At 73.8% G+C, this 15795-nt stretch carries 18 protein-coding genes and 1 pseudogene; 7 read left to right on the top strand and 12 right to left on the bottom strand.

Annotated elements, in window-relative coordinates; translation table 11 throughout:
* Window positions 1-51 precede the first annotated feature (51 nt).
* From CNX65_RS01375 to CNX65_RS01420, 12 genes are all read right to left on the bottom strand, one after another.
* On the bottom strand, window positions 52-756 hold the full coding sequence (locus CNX65_RS01375) for a recombinase family protein (RefSeq protein WP_096491138.1): 705 nt from the start codon (window positions 754-756) through the stop codon (window positions 52-54).
* 48 nt (window positions 757-804) lie between these two features.
* On the bottom strand, window positions 805-1020 hold the full coding sequence (locus CNX65_RS01380) for a hypothetical protein (protein WP_156077386.1): 216 nt from the start codon (window positions 1018-1020) through the stop codon (window positions 805-807).
* Window positions 1017-1799 carry an HK97 family phage prohead protease gene (locus CNX65_RS01385; protein ID WP_157767448.1) on the bottom strand — a complete coding sequence of 261 codons (783 nt, stop codon included), beginning with the start codon at window positions 1797-1799 and terminating at the stop codon, window positions 1017-1019. The genes CNX65_RS01380 and CNX65_RS01385 overlap by 4 nt, the downstream gene beginning before the upstream one ends.
* Window positions 1799-2320: a hypothetical protein gene (locus CNX65_RS01390; protein WP_157767450.1), complete on the bottom strand. Its 522-nt coding sequence runs from the start codon at window positions 2318-2320 to the stop codon at window positions 1799-1801. Before CNX65_RS01390 ends, CNX65_RS01385 begins: the two co-directional genes overlap by 1 nt.
* Window positions 2310-2474, bottom strand: a complete 165-nt coding sequence (locus CNX65_RS01395; protein WP_157767452.1) for a hypothetical protein — start codon at window positions 2472-2474, stop codon at window positions 2310-2312. Before CNX65_RS01395 ends, CNX65_RS01390 begins: the two co-directional genes overlap by 11 nt.
* Complete coding sequence (locus CNX65_RS01400) at window positions 2471-2989, bottom strand: helix-turn-helix transcriptional regulator (protein WP_157767454.1); 519 nt, start codon at window positions 2987-2989, stop codon at window positions 2471-2473. The genes CNX65_RS01395 and CNX65_RS01400 overlap by 4 nt, the downstream gene beginning before the upstream one ends.
* A gap of 601 nt (window positions 2990-3590) precedes the next feature.
* A complete protein-coding gene (locus CNX65_RS01405; RefSeq protein WP_096491144.1) occupies window positions 3591-6686 on the bottom strand; it encodes a hypothetical protein in 3096 nt (1031 codons plus the stop codon).
* Window positions 6683-7045, bottom strand: a complete 363-nt coding sequence (locus CNX65_RS01410) for a hypothetical protein (protein WP_096491145.1) — start codon at window positions 7043-7045, stop codon at window positions 6683-6685. Before CNX65_RS01410 ends, CNX65_RS01405 begins: the two co-directional genes overlap by 4 nt.
* A gap of 191 nt (window positions 7046-7236) precedes the next feature.
* Complete coding sequence (locus CNX65_RS35095; RefSeq protein WP_157767456.1) at window positions 7237-7431, bottom strand: hypothetical protein; 195 nt, start codon at window positions 7429-7431, stop codon at window positions 7237-7239.
* Window positions 7432-7650: 219 nt separating this feature from the next.
* Window positions 7651-7803, bottom strand: a complete 153-nt coding sequence (locus CNX65_RS35100; protein ID WP_157767458.1) for a hypothetical protein — start codon at window positions 7801-7803, stop codon at window positions 7651-7653.
* Window positions 7804-8038: 235 nt separating this feature from the next.
* Complete coding sequence (locus CNX65_RS01415; RefSeq protein WP_096491146.1) at window positions 8039-10204, bottom strand: cell division protein FtsK; 2166 nt, start codon at window positions 10202-10204, stop codon at window positions 8039-8041.
* 26 nt (window positions 10205-10230) lie between these two features.
* Complete coding sequence (locus CNX65_RS01420; RefSeq protein ID WP_096491147.1) at window positions 10231-11304, bottom strand: DUF2637 domain-containing protein; 1074 nt, start codon at window positions 11302-11304, stop codon at window positions 10231-10233.
* A gap of 313 nt (window positions 11305-11617) precedes the next feature.
* Here CNX65_RS01420 and CNX65_RS01425 point away from each other — a divergent pair.
* The 7 genes and pseudogenes from CNX65_RS01425 to CNX65_RS01455 all read left to right on the top strand — a co-directional run.
* Window positions 11618-12166 (top strand): annotated as a pseudogene (locus tag CNX65_RS01425) (ATPase, T2SS/T4P/T4SS family); the annotation flags it as partial.
* A 139-nt stretch (window positions 12167-12305) separates the two neighbouring features.
* Entirely contained in the window at window positions 12306-13061 is a 756-nt protein-coding gene (locus CNX65_RS01430; RefSeq protein WP_096491148.1) for a type II secretion system F family protein, read from the top strand.
* Window positions 13058-13615 (top strand): type II secretion system F family protein, encoded by a 558-nt coding sequence (locus CNX65_RS01435; protein ID WP_096491149.1) that lies wholly within the window; start codon window positions 13058-13060, stop codon window positions 13613-13615. The genes CNX65_RS01430 and CNX65_RS01435 overlap by 4 nt, the downstream gene beginning before the upstream one ends.
* Window positions 13616-13636: 21 nt before the next feature.
* A complete protein-coding gene (locus tag CNX65_RS01440; RefSeq protein ID WP_012782911.1) occupies window positions 13637-13792 on the top strand; it encodes a DUF4244 domain-containing protein in 156 nt (51 codons plus the stop codon).
* A complete protein-coding gene (locus CNX65_RS01445) occupies window positions 13789-14220 on the top strand; it encodes a TadE family type IV pilus minor pilin (protein ID WP_157767460.1) in 432 nt (143 codons plus the stop codon). The genes CNX65_RS01440 and CNX65_RS01445 overlap by 4 nt, the downstream gene beginning before the upstream one ends.
* A gap of 183 nt (window positions 14221-14403) precedes the next feature.
* Entirely contained in the window at window positions 14404-14733 is a 330-nt protein-coding gene (locus tag CNX65_RS01450; protein ID WP_096491151.1) for an Rv3654c family TadE-like protein, read from the top strand.
* 370 nt (window positions 14734-15103) lie between these two features.
* Entirely contained in the window at window positions 15104-15709 is a 606-nt protein-coding gene (locus tag CNX65_RS01455; protein WP_096491152.1) for a bifunctional DNA primase/polymerase, read from the top strand.
* Window positions 15710-15795 lie beyond the last annotated feature (86 nt).

Raw genomic sequence — 15795 nt, forward strand, 5'->3', positions numbered from 1 at the left:
TCAATTCTTATCGGTGTTGCCGCTTTCTCCGCTTTCCCCACCGACTGCGACTCACTTTTTCGTCTCCCGCAGCACGACGTTGCGCACGCTCATCGCGGACCACGAGGCGGCCCGGCGCGGCCGGTGTCCCTCCGCGTCCAGGGTCGCCGCGATCACCCGGTAGGACTTCTGCTCCCCGTGCAGCTCCACGATCCGGCGCACGGCGGCCTGCTCGGCGGGCTCCGGTGCGGCGTCCCGCTCGCGCCCCTGGCCCTGCCCGGCGTAGCCGTACGGGTACTCGCCCACCGCCTTGCGACCGGTGGCGGCCTTGGCCTTGCGGCCGTCGCGCAGCCGCTTGACGACGGTCTTGCGGTCCAGCTCGGCGAACACGCCCTGGACCTGGCGGATGGCGGTGCGCATCGGGTCGTCGGGGTCGTCCTGCTGGACTTCACCGTCCTCGGCGGTGAATACCGAGCCGCCCTCGCGCCACACCAGCGCCAGGATCGCCTCCTGCACGGTGAGCGCACGGGCCAGTCGGTCGAGCTTGCCGACCACGATCCCGTCGGCCTGCGCGGGGCGGCGCACCATCTGCACGGCCTCGGTCAGGCCGGGCCGGTCGGGGGCGTCGAACTTGCCGGTGACCGCGTCGGTGAACTCGGCGACGATCGTGTGCCCGTTCGCCTTCGCCCACCGCTTGACGTCGGCGCGCTGGACATCGAAGCCGTAGCCGTCGAGCTGGCCGGTGGAGGAGACGCGGAAGTAGGCCACGAGACGCATGGAACGACCCTAAACGCTCTGAGCTGCGGTGTAAATCTTTCCACAGAATTATTTACGCCGGATCGGCTCCGGCATGCCCTCCGACAACGACGGCGGCAGCCCCAACACCGCCTCCACCGCCGTCACCGCCCCCTCCAACCGATGCCGGTACGCCGTGCCCACCGGCAACTCCCCCGACTCGACGGCGGCCAGCAGCTCCCGGAGCTGGTCGAGCAGCACGACCGCCCGACGGCGGACCTCCGCCGCCGACCCGGCCCCGCTCACGCCGCCCGCCCCCACGCGTGCGCGCCGCAGTACAACGAGCCCCCGGCCCGGCCGCCGTCACGCGCCAGCACCCGCCCGCCGCACACCACGCACGCCGCCGGAACCACGCGGCCGTCCTCGTCCTTGACGTGCACGGTGTCCGCCTCCAGCGCCGCCTCGTACAGCGCCCCCACGTCCTCCCGCACCGACCGCGCCGCCGCCAGGTCCACACGCGACAACCGGGCACGGCCCGACCGCGACGACGGGCCGCCGGCGCGCAGGCCCACGACCTTGACCTCCAGCGGACCTGCCGGGCCGCCCTTCACCGACAGCAGCCGCGCGTACCGGTTCGCCGGGTGCAACACCGGCCCGAACTCGAACAAGTCGAGGTCGTCGATGTGGCGGGTGCCGCCGACCTGCCGCGTCCGCTTCGCGTTGTACCCGATGGACCACGTCGACTCCTGCGGCCCATAGAACTTCGCGTTGAGCAGCGCCACCCGCCCGTCCGGCGTCTCGGTGTTGATCGCCGCACGCGCCCACAGCGCGCCCGCTCCCGCTGGCCACGGCCCGCCGTCGGCAGTCAGCCTCGGCAGCCGCGCGTCCCCCGGTAGCAGCTCCCGCACCTCCAGCACACGCCCGATCGGACGCTGCCAGTCGTGGCCCAAGCACACCTTGGGCCTGCGCTCCCGCAACGTCCGCGCGAACGCCCCCGGCGTGATCACGTCGCCCACGTCGTCCTTGACCCCGGTCACCGCCGCCAGCACCTCGACCACGCCCGTGGTCGGCTCCGTCGTCGTCATCACGCCCCCTGCCCGTGGTCGGCCGCCCCGGGCCGCTCGTAACCGGCCTGCCGGCGCACCGCCAGCACCGCCTCCCGCGCCGCCCGGCGCGTGCCCTCCGACTCCCACGGCACGCCCAACTCCTCCGCGAACGCGCGCAGCGCGGCCACGATCAACGCACCCGACGCCGCGTCGTTGCGGCCCGCGCGGGCCTCAAGGTCCAGCTTGATCATGTCCCGCGACAGCCGCTCGACGGCCTGCCGCTCGCGGAACTCCAGGTCCGCCAGCGCCCGCACGTACTCGCCCGTTCGCGTCGGCAGGCCCTCCGGCCCGGCCACCACGACCTCGCCCACGACGCCGCCCACGCCGCCCCACTCGACCTGTTCCGCCAGGCGGTCGGCCAGCCACGTCGCACGGGCCTGCGCCAGGCGCAGCAGCTTCGGCAGCGCCACGACCGGGTCCACGCCGTCGTCACGGCCCTCCGCGACCGTGCGCGGCGTCGGGAACCGCCCGCCGGGGACCGGCGCCACCTCAACCGTCACGCTGCACCGCCTCCAGCTCCTCCAGCGCCTCGTCCAGCGCCCGCCGCGACACCGCGTCCGGGTCCGGGGCGGGTGCCCAGCGCGCCAGCTCGGCCACGTCGACCGCCCACACCTCCGCGTACCCGCCGCCGCCTTGGGCGGCCGGGCCGGTCACGCCGCGCCCCGCACGGCAGGCCGACGGCGCGCCCACAACGTCGGCTCCGGCTCCAGCGCGGCCAATGCCTGCGCGAGGGCCAACGCGTCCGTCGCGTCGGGCCGCTCCAGGCGGGCCGCCGCCTGCTCCCGCACCCGCCGCACGTGCGCCCGCAAGGGCTTGCGGCGCGGGCGGCGCAGCGACGGCCCGGCCGCGCGCTCCAGGCGCAGCGCCAGCATCGTGCGGGTCACCGGGTCGGAGTCGGGCAGGAACGCGGCGGCCAGGCGCGTGCACACGCGCGCCGTCGGCCGGGTGAACCCGTTCTCCCAGCGCTGCAAGGTGCGCGTGGACACCCCCACCGCGTCCGCCAGGACCGGCTGACTCCAGCCGCGCGCCGCGCGCTCCGCCCACACCAGGGCACCGAAGTCGGCTCGCAGCCGGGCGCGCTCGGCGGGCGGCACCGGGCGTGGCGGCAACGTGTCGGGTCGACGCCACGAGGGCGTCGCCACGGGCGCGCGGGACGTGTCGTCATCCATGAAAGGCATGGTGCGCCCGACACCTGGCCGGCGCGTCAAAAACACGCCGCCGTCAGCGCCACGAGTTCCCGGCCGGTGTCAGACGGTCCGTGTCCCACGCGACCAGGGCCGGGGGCGCGTGCGCGGCGGGACGGCGGGCACGCCGTGGAACGCGGTGAGCCTCACCGCGGATTCCCGTCGGCGGGCCGGCGGGCGGCGCGGATCGGGGCCACGGCGGGCGGCGACGCGCTGGGTTAGGTGCGAGGTTAGGTGCTCGACCCCGCTGGGTTAGGGGGGAGGTTAGGTGCGTCCAACGCTTTGACCTGGGGAGGTTAGGTGGGTTAGGTGCAGCGGGGCCACCTGAGGCCCACACGAGCGCGTACACGCCCACGCGGCACACGAGATGACCGCGACGACCACAACAACCTCGCTACCCGCGTAGAGGTCAAGGGAGCACCTAACCCCCCTAACCTTGCCTGGTCAGAGCGTTGTGGGCACCTAACCTCCCCCCTAACCCAGGCCCCGTTTGCACCTAACCCACCCCCTAACCCAGGCCCGCCGCCGGACGCGGAACGGCCCCCCGTCCGTGTGGATCGGGGGGCCGTGTGGGCGGTGCCGTGGATCAGGCGGCGGGCTCCTCGTTCATGAGCGCTTCCCAGCGCGCCGAGTCCTCGTCGGCGTCGTAGCCGACCGTCACACCCGTGGACTCCGGGACGGGCTCCGTCTTCGGCTTCGCCTCGGCCGGGGCGTTCGCGCGGGGGGTGTGCTTGCCGGTCGGCTTGGGGGCGTCCCCGACCGTGATGCCGCCCTCCTCGAACTCCCCGGTGCCGTCGTCGATCAGCGTGTAGTGCGCGACGTTCTTCGGCTTGGTCTTGGTGAAGCTGTACGGGCCGACGGGGGCGGCGATGACCTTGCGGAGCCAGGTCCCGAACTTCGAGCGCCGGTCGGTGCCCTGGGGGCCGATCTGCGCGGGCAGCTCCAGCTTGTACTCGTCCACCAGCTCCAGCAGCTCGTCCACGCGCACGGCGCGGTTGGCGCAGCTCGGGCGGCCGGGGTCGCGGATCTCGCCGGTCTCGTCCTTGATCGGGTCGCGGCCGGGGTCGTGCGCCCAGATGGTGCAGAAGGTCATGATCAGCTCGGTCTCGGTGTCGATGTCCGCGCTGGCGGCGCTGCGGTTCTTCAGGAAGTCGGGCATCCCCACGTGGGCGGCGATGGAGCCCACGATCCGGGTCCACTTCTCGAAGCTGCCGAACTTGGGCAGGTCGGCCGCGATGGGCCGCCCGGCCGCGATCCAGCTCTGGATCATGGTGAGCGCGGCCCAGATGAGCTGCGGGGTGTTCTCCTCGATCCAGTCCAGGATCTCCGGGTGCTTGAACCCGGTGCGCTCCTCGGGCTTGGCGGTCTTGGCGTCGAGGCGCACGCGGACGATGCGGCGGGCCAGCTCGCTGGAGGCGGTGACGGAGTTGCCGGTGCCGACCCACAGGGCGGGGGTGGGCAGCACGATCTCCTCGTGGGTGCCCATCAGGCGGTTGCGGACGAACGGGTACTCGGTGACGGCGGCGGCCAGCGCCCCGGAGTCCAGGGCGGCGTTGATGTTGTCGAACGCGACCGTGGGCCGCCCCTTGCGCATGGCCGCGACCAGGCTCTTGGGCCATTCGTCCGAGCCCGTGGGCGCGATGGTGAACGCGAACTCGGGGTCGAACGGCTTGACCAGGCCGCTGACGAGCTTGCCCTTGCCGGTGCCGGGCCGGGGGGTGTCGATCATGAACAGGGGGCAAGCACCCCGGATCATCTCGCGGGCCAGCAACGTGAGCGGCATGGTCATGGCGGCGGTGCGGTCGGCGTCGGTCTCGAACGGGAAGTCGATCAGCAGGTCGTCGGTGAACAGCTCCAGGGCCACGCGCAGCTCCTCCGGGGAGGGCTTGGCGGAGACCTCGGGGATCAGAGGGCTGTCCGGCCCCCGGTGCAGGTAGATCCCCGTCTTGCGGTTGTAGCCGGGGGTGGTGACCAGCGTGCCGTCCTCGGAGAAGTAGGGCAGCCGCGTGATGCGCTTCAGTTCCGGGACGCCGATCAGGCCGGGCGCGGAGTGCAGGGCGGCCACGATGTCGAACGGCACCTTCGGCGTGTGGGTCAGCTTGACGGTCTTGGTGCCGTCGTCGGTCTCCTCCACCGAGCGCTCGCGGAAGTTCATGAGGGTGTTCAGCAGCAGGGCCAGGCGGGCGGGGGCGATGGTCACCATCTCGCCGGTCCTCGGGTCGATCTCGACCAGCCCGGCGTCCGCGTAGTGGAAGATCGTCGGCTTCTCCATCTGGGCGAGCGCGAGGAACTTGCGGGTGTCGGCCTCGGTATCGCGCAGCGGACGACCGGTCATGATCACGTCGGGCAGGCCGCCGCTGCCCTCGTGGGCCTCGTCCGCCTCCTTGCGGCGCTTGGGCGGCTTCGCCTTCTTGACATCCTTCTCCTGGGTCTTGGGCGCGTCGGCGAGAGCCGGGTCGTCGGTCGAGGGCTCGGAGGCGAGCAGGGATTCCAGGGCCTCGTCCGTCGCGGCCGGGGTGTCGGTGGTCGGCTCGACGGTGACGGACATGGGGCCGGTGCCCTCCTTGGTGACGGCGGCGGGCGTCCGGTCCTCGCGCGGCTTGGCGATCAGCGCCAACGTCCTGGTCAGGTAGTCGACGCGGCGGCTCGGGTCGACCTTCTCAACGCGGCGGCCGTGGCGGAGGCGGGACGCCATGACGAACGTCGCCGCCGTCTCCAGCGCCGCGTCCTCCCCGGTGCTCCGGAACAGCGCGAACGCGCTGTTTCCGATGCGCAGGTCTTCGCTGGAGTCGTCCACGGTGGACGCTGCGGCGGCGTCCCAGATCGGCCGCAGCTTCACGTCCAGGCCGTTCTCCGCCAGCAGCTCCAACAGCTCCTGTGCACGCCCGGCGCGGGCCTGCTGCCAGGCGCGGTGCAGGTTGACGCGGGCCAGGACGGCGCGCTGCTGCTCGTCGGTGACGCCGCTGGAGACGTTCATGGCGTCGAGGTACTTCCGCTCGATCAGCACGGCCCGCACGTCGTCGGGCTCGAACACCCGGCCCGGCTCGTGGGACAAGATCGTGACGAGCTTCGGGTCGTCGGGGTTCTTCATGTTCAAGGTGCCCGGCGTGCGCAGCACGCGCGCCAGGTCGTGGACGCGGTCGACCTGCCACAAGCCCAGCTCGCGTGCGCGGTAGGCGACGGTGCGGACCACGTCGCGCTCCAGCTCGGCGGCCTCGCGCCGGTCGGCGTCGGTGGTCAGCTCCCACACCTCGCTCAACGCCCACGAGAGGTGGACGCCGTTCCCGCTGTGCCTGATCGTCGTGGGCGGCAGGCCGACTGCGTCGACCACGCGCAGTGCGTCGCGCAGGGTGGGCGGCGCGTCGGGCTTGCCGAAGTCGACCTCCGCCCAGCAGCTCAGGAGCGCGTCGGCGTCGGCGCTGGTGTAGCGGTGGCCGGCCCTGATCGGCTTGCGGCTCAACGTCTGCGAGTCGAACACGCCCATCACGCCGGGGTCGTCGGCGTAGCGGGCCACGGTCGCGGTGATCGCGTCGAGGTCGTCGGCGGGGACGGAGACGTTCTCCACCTGCCCGCCGTGGCGGATGGCGGTGACGCCGACATGGAAGCCGCGCAGGTCGTGCGGGCCGAAACGGTGCTTGACGTACTCGGCGATCAGCGCCGTGTCGGCGGTCGGGGCGTTCACGCCGCACCGCCGGGCAGGTCCACGGTCGCGGCCACCGCGACGCCGTCGCGGTGGAACACGAGCCCGCGTCCGCCGCGCACGGCGGTGACGTGCACGCGCAGCCGGCGGGCGAGCCGCCGGGTACCGCCCATGACGCGGAACAGCTCCAGTTCGCCGGCGCTGGGCGCGCGGTCGCGGGCCTGTCCGGGGTTGTCCGCGAGCCATTCGAGGTCGGCGGCGGCGGTGGCGCGGTCGTCGGCCGCGATGGGGCAGCTCGCCGCGTGCCTCAGGCGGAGCGGGCCGTGCCCGGTGCGGGCGGGGGTGGCGTTGCAGTCGGCGCAGCGCAGCCGTTCGCGCTGGTCGGGGCCATGTGGCACCATCGTGTCAGTCCTTTGGGGGCGTGCGGAACGCCCCGTCCCGGTTCACGCGCCGGGTTTACCCGGCTAGAATCGGGACGAGAGCGGTTCCTGTGAAGGGGTGCCGATCTCCGGCCCCACGCCCCTGGTGGTGAGACACCAGGAACCGGTGTGGGGCCTTTTTGCTGGTCAGGGGTGGTTCAACCCCCTGTCGATCATGCGGCGGCCGGGCCGCCGTTCCCGTTCTCACGCTCGGCGGCGGCGCGCGCCCAGCGGGCACGCACCGCGCGGCGGGCGTGCTCGCTGCGCTCGGCGGGCGTCGTGCCCGCCCATCGGGCGTGGCCGCCGGCGCTGGCGGATGCCCGTCGCGCCGCGTAGAAGCGCGCCTCGTTACGAACCGTGTAGGCCATTTCTTCGACCCTCCCAGGGGTGTTAGCTACGGCCGTGACCCTACATGCCGAAGCGATCATCGACAAGCCGTTCACCCCGTCTGACCTGGGGTTATGTCTTCCCGAGTTAACTCGGCGCGTCAAATGGAGAATGACTAGCCGAGTTAACTCGGTGCGGCCGGAGCCCTATTCTGCGGAAACGCAAAATAGCCGGGGTGAAAGCCGCTCCGGCCCCGTCGGTCAGGGCACGCACACCGCCGACGGCGGCGTGGTCGCGGTGTCGGCGGGCGTCGCGCTGACCAACCCGAACACGTACGCGGCGACGCACGCGGCGGTGGCCAGGGCCAGCCAGCGGCCCGGCCTGAACTCGCGGCTGTGGTTGATGGTGGGCACGATGTCCTCCCTGATGTGTGCCGACCTCGGCCGTGTGCCGAGGTGGTCGGAACAAGGCCCGAAATCGGGCCTGAAAGCCCCGTAGAGGGCGATCCGCGGTGAGCCCGCAGTGACCTCGGAACAGGCCCGTCCGTGCAGCTCACGCCCCTGTGAGGCGGTCTTGTGGGGTCGGAACAGTGGTGCCGGGGGTCGGAACGGCCGTGCCGACCCGTTCCGACCCTCGTTCCGGCCCCCGTCAGTCGCCGAGCGCGGCCCGGATCGCGTCCACGTCGACCACCGCGACCGGGTTCGGGTGGCCCTCCACGCGCCGCTTGCCCGCCGACGGCACCCCGGCCGCGCGCAGCTCCTCGCCGAGCCGCTTCGGCGTCCAGTCGAGTCGCGCCGCCAGCTCGCCCGTGGGCACCACGCCGTGCTCCTCGTCGCCGAGCACGTCGGCCAGCAGCTCCAGAACTTCGGGCAGCTCGACCAGCTCAGCGTCCACAGGCTCGTCGTCGGGGTGGTCGGTCTCGGCGGAGATCCGGGCGGTCAGCTCGTCGTCCACGTCGCCGATCAGCCGGTTCCCGGCTGCGTCGCCCGACAGGGTGCCTGCGGCTTCGCGCAGCGCCCGGCCGCGTTCGCAGGCGGCGCGGATCTCGCGGATGTCGAGCTTGAACGTGCGCACGATGACGGCCTCGCTGGACTCCAGCTCCGTCTCGCCGTCCGCGCCCAGCAGCAGCCCCACGCCCTTGTGGGACTTGAGCAGCTTCGACGAGTCCATGCCCGCCTTGTAGGTGCCCGCGCCCAGGATGGTCTCCGACGCCTGCCACGTCATCGTCTTGAGCGCGAAGCGGGTGCCGAGCTGGCCGCGCAGCCGGTCCGGGATCACCTGGGCGTCCGGCTTCTGGGTCGCCAAGTTGAGCATGTAACCGGCCGCCGGCCCCTTCTTGGCGACGTACGTGAGCAGGTCGCACACGATCCGGCCGCGCGGCTTGAACTTCGGGTTGCCCTTGGCGTCCACGCCGACCTGCACGGGCGTCTCGTCCTCCAGGTACACCTGCACCTCGTCCACGTTGATCAGCACCAGCGGCATGTTCAGCGCCGGGTCGCGAGTGATCTGCGGCGTCACCTTGCTTTCGGGGCACAAGTCGTCGTCCAGCTCGCCGAGCACGTCGAAGCGGCGGGCGACGTCGGCCGCGCACTCCCGCAGCGTGGCCAGCAGCCGCGTGCACGTCTCGTCGTCGTCGCCACGGCCGAACCGGTGGGCGACCTGCTCGAACGCCCGCCAGTCCTTGCCGCCCTTGCCGTCGAACACGATCAGCAGCACGAACGGGTCCAGCGCGGCGGCGGTGGCAGGGATGCGCGCGGTGAACGTCTTGCCCATCCGGGGGATGGCACCCGTGAGCAGGCTCGTCCACACCAGCGGCAGGTCCACCCGCTGCCCACGCGCCGACGTGCCGAACGGCGTGGCCTGCCAGAAGTCCCACGACTTGGCTTCGGCCAGCGGCCACGGCAGCGGGTCGGCCGCGTACGGGTCGGCGTGGCCGAGCCACACCGCCAGCCTGCCCGCGTGGCCCTTGTCGCCGCGCACCCGCTCCAGGATCAGCCGCACCTCGTCCACGGCCAGCGCGGAGGCCAGCGCCTCGCGCTTGCCGAGCACGTCGGACGCCTTGCGCGACGGCGGCAGGTCCAACGTGAACGACCATCCGGTGTCGTCCCGGCGGGGACGCTCCACGAAGTACAGGCTCTCCGCCTTGCCGATGGCCCCGGCTGCCCGGAACGCCTCCACGAGGTTGTCGCCGTCCATGAGCATCGCCAGCGACCGCGCGCCGCCCAGCACGGCCTGACGGCCTGGCGAGCCGTCCTTGCGGCGTCCGGTGACGGCGAGCGCCACGGACACCGCGCCCCCGGTGACCAGCAGCGGCAGGGACCCTGCGGTCAGCTCGGTGACCAGCCCGGCCAGGCCGGTGGTGCCCGCGCCGGCCAGGGTGATCACGCCCCGGCGGTGGCGCACGGCCGCGATCTCCGCCCACCGGTTCGCGAGGCTGTCGCTGCTCTTGGCCGCGCTGTAGAAGTCCTCCACGCGCACCCACGACCACCATGCGCGGGCGGACACGACCAGGCCCCGGCCGACGGCGGCCGGGTAGCGGACCGGAGCGAGGGCGGCACGGGCGGCGAGCGCCGCCCCGGCCTGCTTCGCGCTCTCGGCGCTCTGCCAGCGGGCGGGCAGCTTGGACACGGCCTGCTCCGCCAACCGCCGCGCCTTGCCGCGCTGGTACTCGACCTCGTCCACCAGCTCGCCGTCCAGCACGGGCTCGGCGGGCTGCACCGGCCCGGCGGCCGGGGCCGGCGTGACCGGCCCCGGCTCGTCGGCGGGCGCGAGCGGCGCGGCGTTCGGGAACAGCGGGATGATCTCGCCGGCCACGTCCTGCTCCTTTCGGTTCGGTCGGGTCATGCCGTCACCGCCGGGCGCATGTCGTCGTCACCACGACCGGTCAGGGCGCGGTGCACGAGCGCGGCGTGTTCGGCGCGGCACCGCAGGAACCGCCGCACGGCGGCCTGACTGGGGGCGGTCGGGAGCTGCCCGCCGGCGATGGCGGCACGGACGCGGGAAAGATGCTCGGCGACCTTTCCCGCCACCTCCGCTGGGACGGCGTCCGGGAGCGTTTCCGCTTTTCCCGGCCGGTTCCCGGCGCTCCCACCGCCGTCGGGAACGGCGGCCAGGAACGCGGCGACCTCCGCCGCCAGGTCGTCGCCGAGCACGTCTCCGACCGGCGCGACGGGAAGCCCGGGAACGGTCGCGGGAACCAGCCGGGCACGGCCGACGCCGCGACGCAGCGCCACCACTCCGGGCCGGTGCACGAGGGTCGCGGTGCCGTCGGCGGCCAGCTCCGCGACGGCCTGGCGCAGGGCGGCGCGGCGCACCGCCAGCATCCGACGCGCGGCCCGGCGCTCCAGGCGGGCGGCGTCACGCTCGGCGCGGGTACGGCGCTTGCCGACCGGGGACGCGGTGACGAGCTGGTGCACCACCACACCGCCGACCGACACCAGCGCCATCACCACGCCGTGCGCGACGGTCGTCCCGTGCACGTAGTTCATGACGGCGGCGACGCCGGCGAACGCCCACGTGCCCAGGTGCAGCCACCCCGTGGGCCGGCCCGCGCGCTGCGCCATCGGCACGGCGAACGCGAACGTCCACATCGCACCTTCGGAGAACAGCGGCAGCAGCACCCCGACCGGCCCGAACACCTCCCGGCCGTAGTCGGCCATCGCGGTCCAGGCCAGCACCGCCGGGACGACGATGACCGGCACGAACAGCAGATCGAGCGTGTGGGCACGCAGCCAGCCGGTCACGGCCGTGACCAGCGCGGTACGGCGGGCACGGGCCGCTTCCTTCGCGGCGCGGCGACGTTCGGCGGCGGCGTCCTTCGCGGCGCGGTCCTGCTCGAACCTCAGCGCCTCGTCGGCGCGGCGCTCCTCTGCGGCGGCGGCCCGGTCGGCGCGGCGCTCCTCTGCCCAGCTCATCGGCTTGCCCCACAGTTCTCGTCGTCGCAGTCGGTGATGTGCCAGGTGCGGCGTGCGGCGGCGCTGCGACCGCCGAGCAGGCTCGTGGCGTCGCGCAGGCGTTCGGCGGCGGCCCGGTCCTCCACGCAATCCGGGCGGGACGTCCAGCCGGACGGCTCGACGTACACGAGGTGCGCGCGCCGGTCGCGGGGGACCGTTGAACTGGGCTTATGGCAAGATCGACACATGGCCGGGACCTCCAGCGTCTTGGCCTAGGCCCCGTCGTCGTGTTCGCTGCACGCGGCGGGGCCGTCTTTTCGGGTGTCTCCGCCGGGGTTTCGGGAAGACCACCCTGCTGGCCGCGCTGCTCGGCTGCGTCCCGCACGACCAGCGGGTGGTGTGCGTGGAGGACGCGGGCGAGCTGGAACCCGACCACCCGCAGGTGGTCCGCCTGGTGGCGCGGGCGGCGAACGTGGAGGGCGCGGGCGAGGTGACCGTCCGGGACCTGGTCCGCCAGGCGCTGCGGATGCGCCCGGACCGCATCGTGGTCGGCGAGGTGCGCGGGGCCGAGGTCTGCGACCTGCTCAGCGCGCTGAACACCGGCCACGAGGGCGGCGCGGGCACCCTGCACGCGAACTCCCCGGCCGAGGTCCCGGCCCGCCTGGAAGCGCTGGCCGCGCTCGGCGGCCTCGACCGGGTGGCGCTGCACAGCCAGGTGCTGGCGGCGCTCCGGGCCATCCTGCACGTCCGCAGGACCCCGGAGGGCCGTCGCCTGGTGGAGATCGGCGTGTTCGAGCGCGCGGCGGGCGACCTCCGCGTGGTCCCGGTCTGGCGCCACGACACCGGCTGGCTGAACCGCGCGCTGCTGGAGCCGGGCCGATGACCGGGGAGGAGCCCACCACACCCCGCTTCCGCGCCACCGCGGCCGTCCCGCGCTCCGCGGTCCGCCGCTCCGCTCCGCCGGTCCGCTGTGGTGTTCCGGTGCTGCGCGGTGCTCCGGCCCGGCGTTCGCGGGTGTCGACATGAGCCTGCTGCTGTTCGCGGTGGCCGTGCTGCTCCTGCCGTCCACCGCCCGAGGACGCCTGGAATCCTTGCGCGGCAAGCGGAAACCCCGCTTCGCCTTCCGCCTGACCACACCGCTGGTCGTGGGTGCGGGTGCGCTGCTGGGTCTGCTCCTGGGCCCGGCCGGTGCGGTGTCGGGCGCGGTGCTGGCCGCTGTCCTGTGGCAGGCGCACCGCGTCCGAGCCGCTCACCGGGCCGACCTGCTGGCGGCCGACGCCCTGGCGGAGGGGCTGCGCTCGTTCACCACCGAGCTGCGCACCGGCGCCCACCCGGCGGGCGCGGCGCTGGCGGCGGCCCAGGACGCGGCGGAACCCGCCGCGACCGCGCTGACCGCGATAGCGACGTCCACGGCGAGGGGAGGCGACGTGGTGTCCGCGCTGGCGGGCACCCCGGCCGCCCGCCTGGCCAGGGCGTGGCGCCTCGCGGACCACCACGGCGTGCCGCTGGCCGAGGTGCTCGACACCGCCCGCGCGGACCTGGAGCGCAGGACCGCCTTCACCCGGACCGTCCACGCCCGGATGGCCGGTCCGAGGACGAGCGCCGCGGTGCTGGCCGCGCTGCCGGTGCTGGGGGTCCTGCTGGGGCAGCTGTCCGGCACGTCCCCGCTGTCGATCCTGCGCGACACCCTGCCGGGACAAGCTCTCCTGCTGGTGGGCGTGCTGCTCCTGGTGGTGGGCCTGCGCTGGAGCGCCGGTCTGACGGGGAGCGCCGCATGAGCTTCCTGCTGCTGGCGCTGGCCGTGCTGGTCCTGCCGGGCAGGCGCTCCCCGTGCGCCCGCCTGCGCCCACCCGTCCCGCCGACCGCACAACCCCGGCGTGCCAAGCGATCCCCACCGGATCCGCTGGCGCTGGCCGAGACCTGGGACCTGTTCGCGGCGGCGCTGCGCTCGGGCCTCCCGGTGCCGAGCGCGCTGCACGCCGTCCTGCCGGGAACCCCGCCGGGCGCGGCGGAGCGCTTGGGGCAGGTCCGCGACCTGCTCGCGCTGGGCGCGGACCCGGCGACGGCCTGGGACCCGGCCCTGGACCACCCGGCCACCGCGCCGCTCGCCAGGTCGGCCAGGAGAACCGCCCGTTCGGGGGCGGCGCTGGCCGATCAGGTGGCCGACTTGGCGGCGCGGCTCCGCGCGGGCGCAGCTGACGACGCGGAGAGCAGGGCCCAGCGGGCGGCGGTCCTGGTGGCGGGCCCGCTGTCCCTGTGCTTCCTGCCCGCGTTCCTGTGCCTGGGGGTGGCGCCGGTCCTGATCGGCATCGCCTCCGGATTGAACCGCTGACCGTCCACGATGGAGGATGAAGTGCTGGATGACCGAGGTGTGGCCACGCTGGAGTACGCCTTCTGCGCCCTGTGCGCGGCGGCTTTCGCCGGTGTCCTGTACGTGGTGATCTCCCAGGGCTGGGCCGCGAACGCCCTGAAGACGATCCTGGACCGAGCACTGGCGGGTGCGACATGAGAACCCGCCCGAACCGGGTGGCCCTGGACGACCGGGGCTCGGTGACCGTCGAGCTGGCGCTGACGATGCTCACCGCGCTGCTGGTGCTGGCCTGCTGCGCGGAGGGCGTGCTGACCGTGGTCGACCACCTGCGCTGCACCGACGCCGCGCGGGAAGCCGCCCGCCTCATCGCCAGGGGGGACCCGGAGTCCGAGGCGCGGAAAGCGGTCGGGCGCATCGCCCCGGAGAACGCGACCCTGACCGTGACCGGGGAACCCGACGCGGTGACCGTGGAGGTGGCGGTGTCCTGGGTCAAGGCGCGCGCTTACGCGGTCCTGGAGGCCGCGGACGTGGGAGCGGCCGACTGGTCGCCGGGCTCCTACGCGCCACCGGGTGACCACGACCCGCCGGACGGCATCCCTCCCGATGGCGCCCCGCCGGGTGGTTAGCGCTCACCGCCACGCGCTCTCCGGCGGTGGCCGCCCAAAGGGTCGGCCACCGCCGGAGTGCCGGAGTGCCGGAGTGCCGGAGTGCCGGAGTGCCGGAGTGCCGGGCACGCGGTGGGTGTGGGCGCCAGGTGGGGCAAGCGTTTTCCTCTTGTCCGCGAACGATCCGTTGAGGGGTGGGTGCGAATGCGACTTGGAGACCGGGGGTCGGCCTCGGTGCTGGGCGCGGTGCTGGTGGTGGTGCTGGTGTCGTTGGCCGTGCTCGGCGTGCAGTTCGGGGCGGCGGTCGTGGTGCGGCATCGGGTGGTCGCGGCTGCTGATCTCGCTGCGCTTGCCGCAGCCGGGCGGTTGGCGGAGGGGGACGGCGCGGCCTGCGGGTGGGCTGAGCGGGTCGTTCGGGAGATGGGGGTGGTGCTGGAGCGGTGTTCGGTGCGCGAGTGGGAGGTGGCCGTCTCGGTGTCCGGGCCCGCCAGCCTGTTCGGCACGCCCGTCGGGCGCGCCCGAGCCGGGCCCTGACCGTGACCGGAATCGGTGGTCGAGCCTCGATCGTGTCCTTGTCCGCCTTGGTGCGGACTCGGCGTGCCGGCCGTCTGTCGCACCGTTCTCGTGGTCGCTCCTCGGGCCCGTGGCGCGACGAGCGGTCGTCTCGCCACGGTGAGCGGGTTCACAGTTTGAGGATTCGGGGGTTTGCGCGGGGGTGGTGGGGGTGTGCGGCGTTCAGCGCGGCGAAGTCGGTCTTGGCGCTCGCCGTGCCCGAGCGACCAGTTGTCGACTCGCGGGTTACCGAGGGGGTGGGTCGTGCCGTTGGTTCAAGTGGCGGCACCGGACGGTGTCGCGTCACACCGCCCCGACGCAGAGTCGCGGTTTTCGAGGAGGCGAACCCAAGATGGAGTGGTCGGAGAGCTGGCGCGGAGCGTTCCGCATCGAGCTGCGCGCGGAGGCGGTCAACCTCGCGTGGCACGGCTGGCCGGTGCTCCCCGGTACCTACCCCTCGGGTGACGGCTGGCTCGGGCGCGACCAGGTCGAGGCGAGCGGGCCCGTTCCGGTGCACGCCGACTGGCGCGAGCGGATCGGCACGCTGCCCGAGCAGGTCGCCACCTGGTGGACCGGCGGGTCCTACACGATCCTGCTCGCCACCGGGCACGGCGTGGACGCCGTCGAGGTGAACGCCGAGCTGGGCAAGCGGGCCGCCGTCGCGCTGCGCACCGCCGGCGCGCCCGCGCCGATCGTGGCCACGCCGGACGGGCGGTGGATGTTCCTGGTGCGGTCCGGCGGTGTGGTCCGGGAGGACCTCGCCGCGCGCGGCGTCGTCCACCGGGCGCGCGGCGAGCACATCACGCTCCCGCCCTCGCCCGCGCGACACGGGGTCGTGCACTGGCGGGTCAAGCCGCAGGTGTGCGGGTGGCAGCTCCCCGAGCCCGGCACCGTGCTCGACGCCATCGGCTCCGCCCTGGCCGTGCGCCACGACGGGCTCGTCGCCCTCGAGTCCTGAGGGGCGATGGGGACCGGGGCCTGACGGCTAACCGGGAGCTGGAGCTTGACGGCTGCCGGGAACTGGGGCCTGACGGCCAGCCGGGA

This window comes from Actinosynnema pretiosum (genome assembly GCF_002354875.1).
In the GTDB taxonomy this organism is placed as follows: domain Bacteria; phylum Actinomycetota; class Actinomycetes; order Mycobacteriales; family Pseudonocardiaceae; genus Actinosynnema; species Actinosynnema auranticum.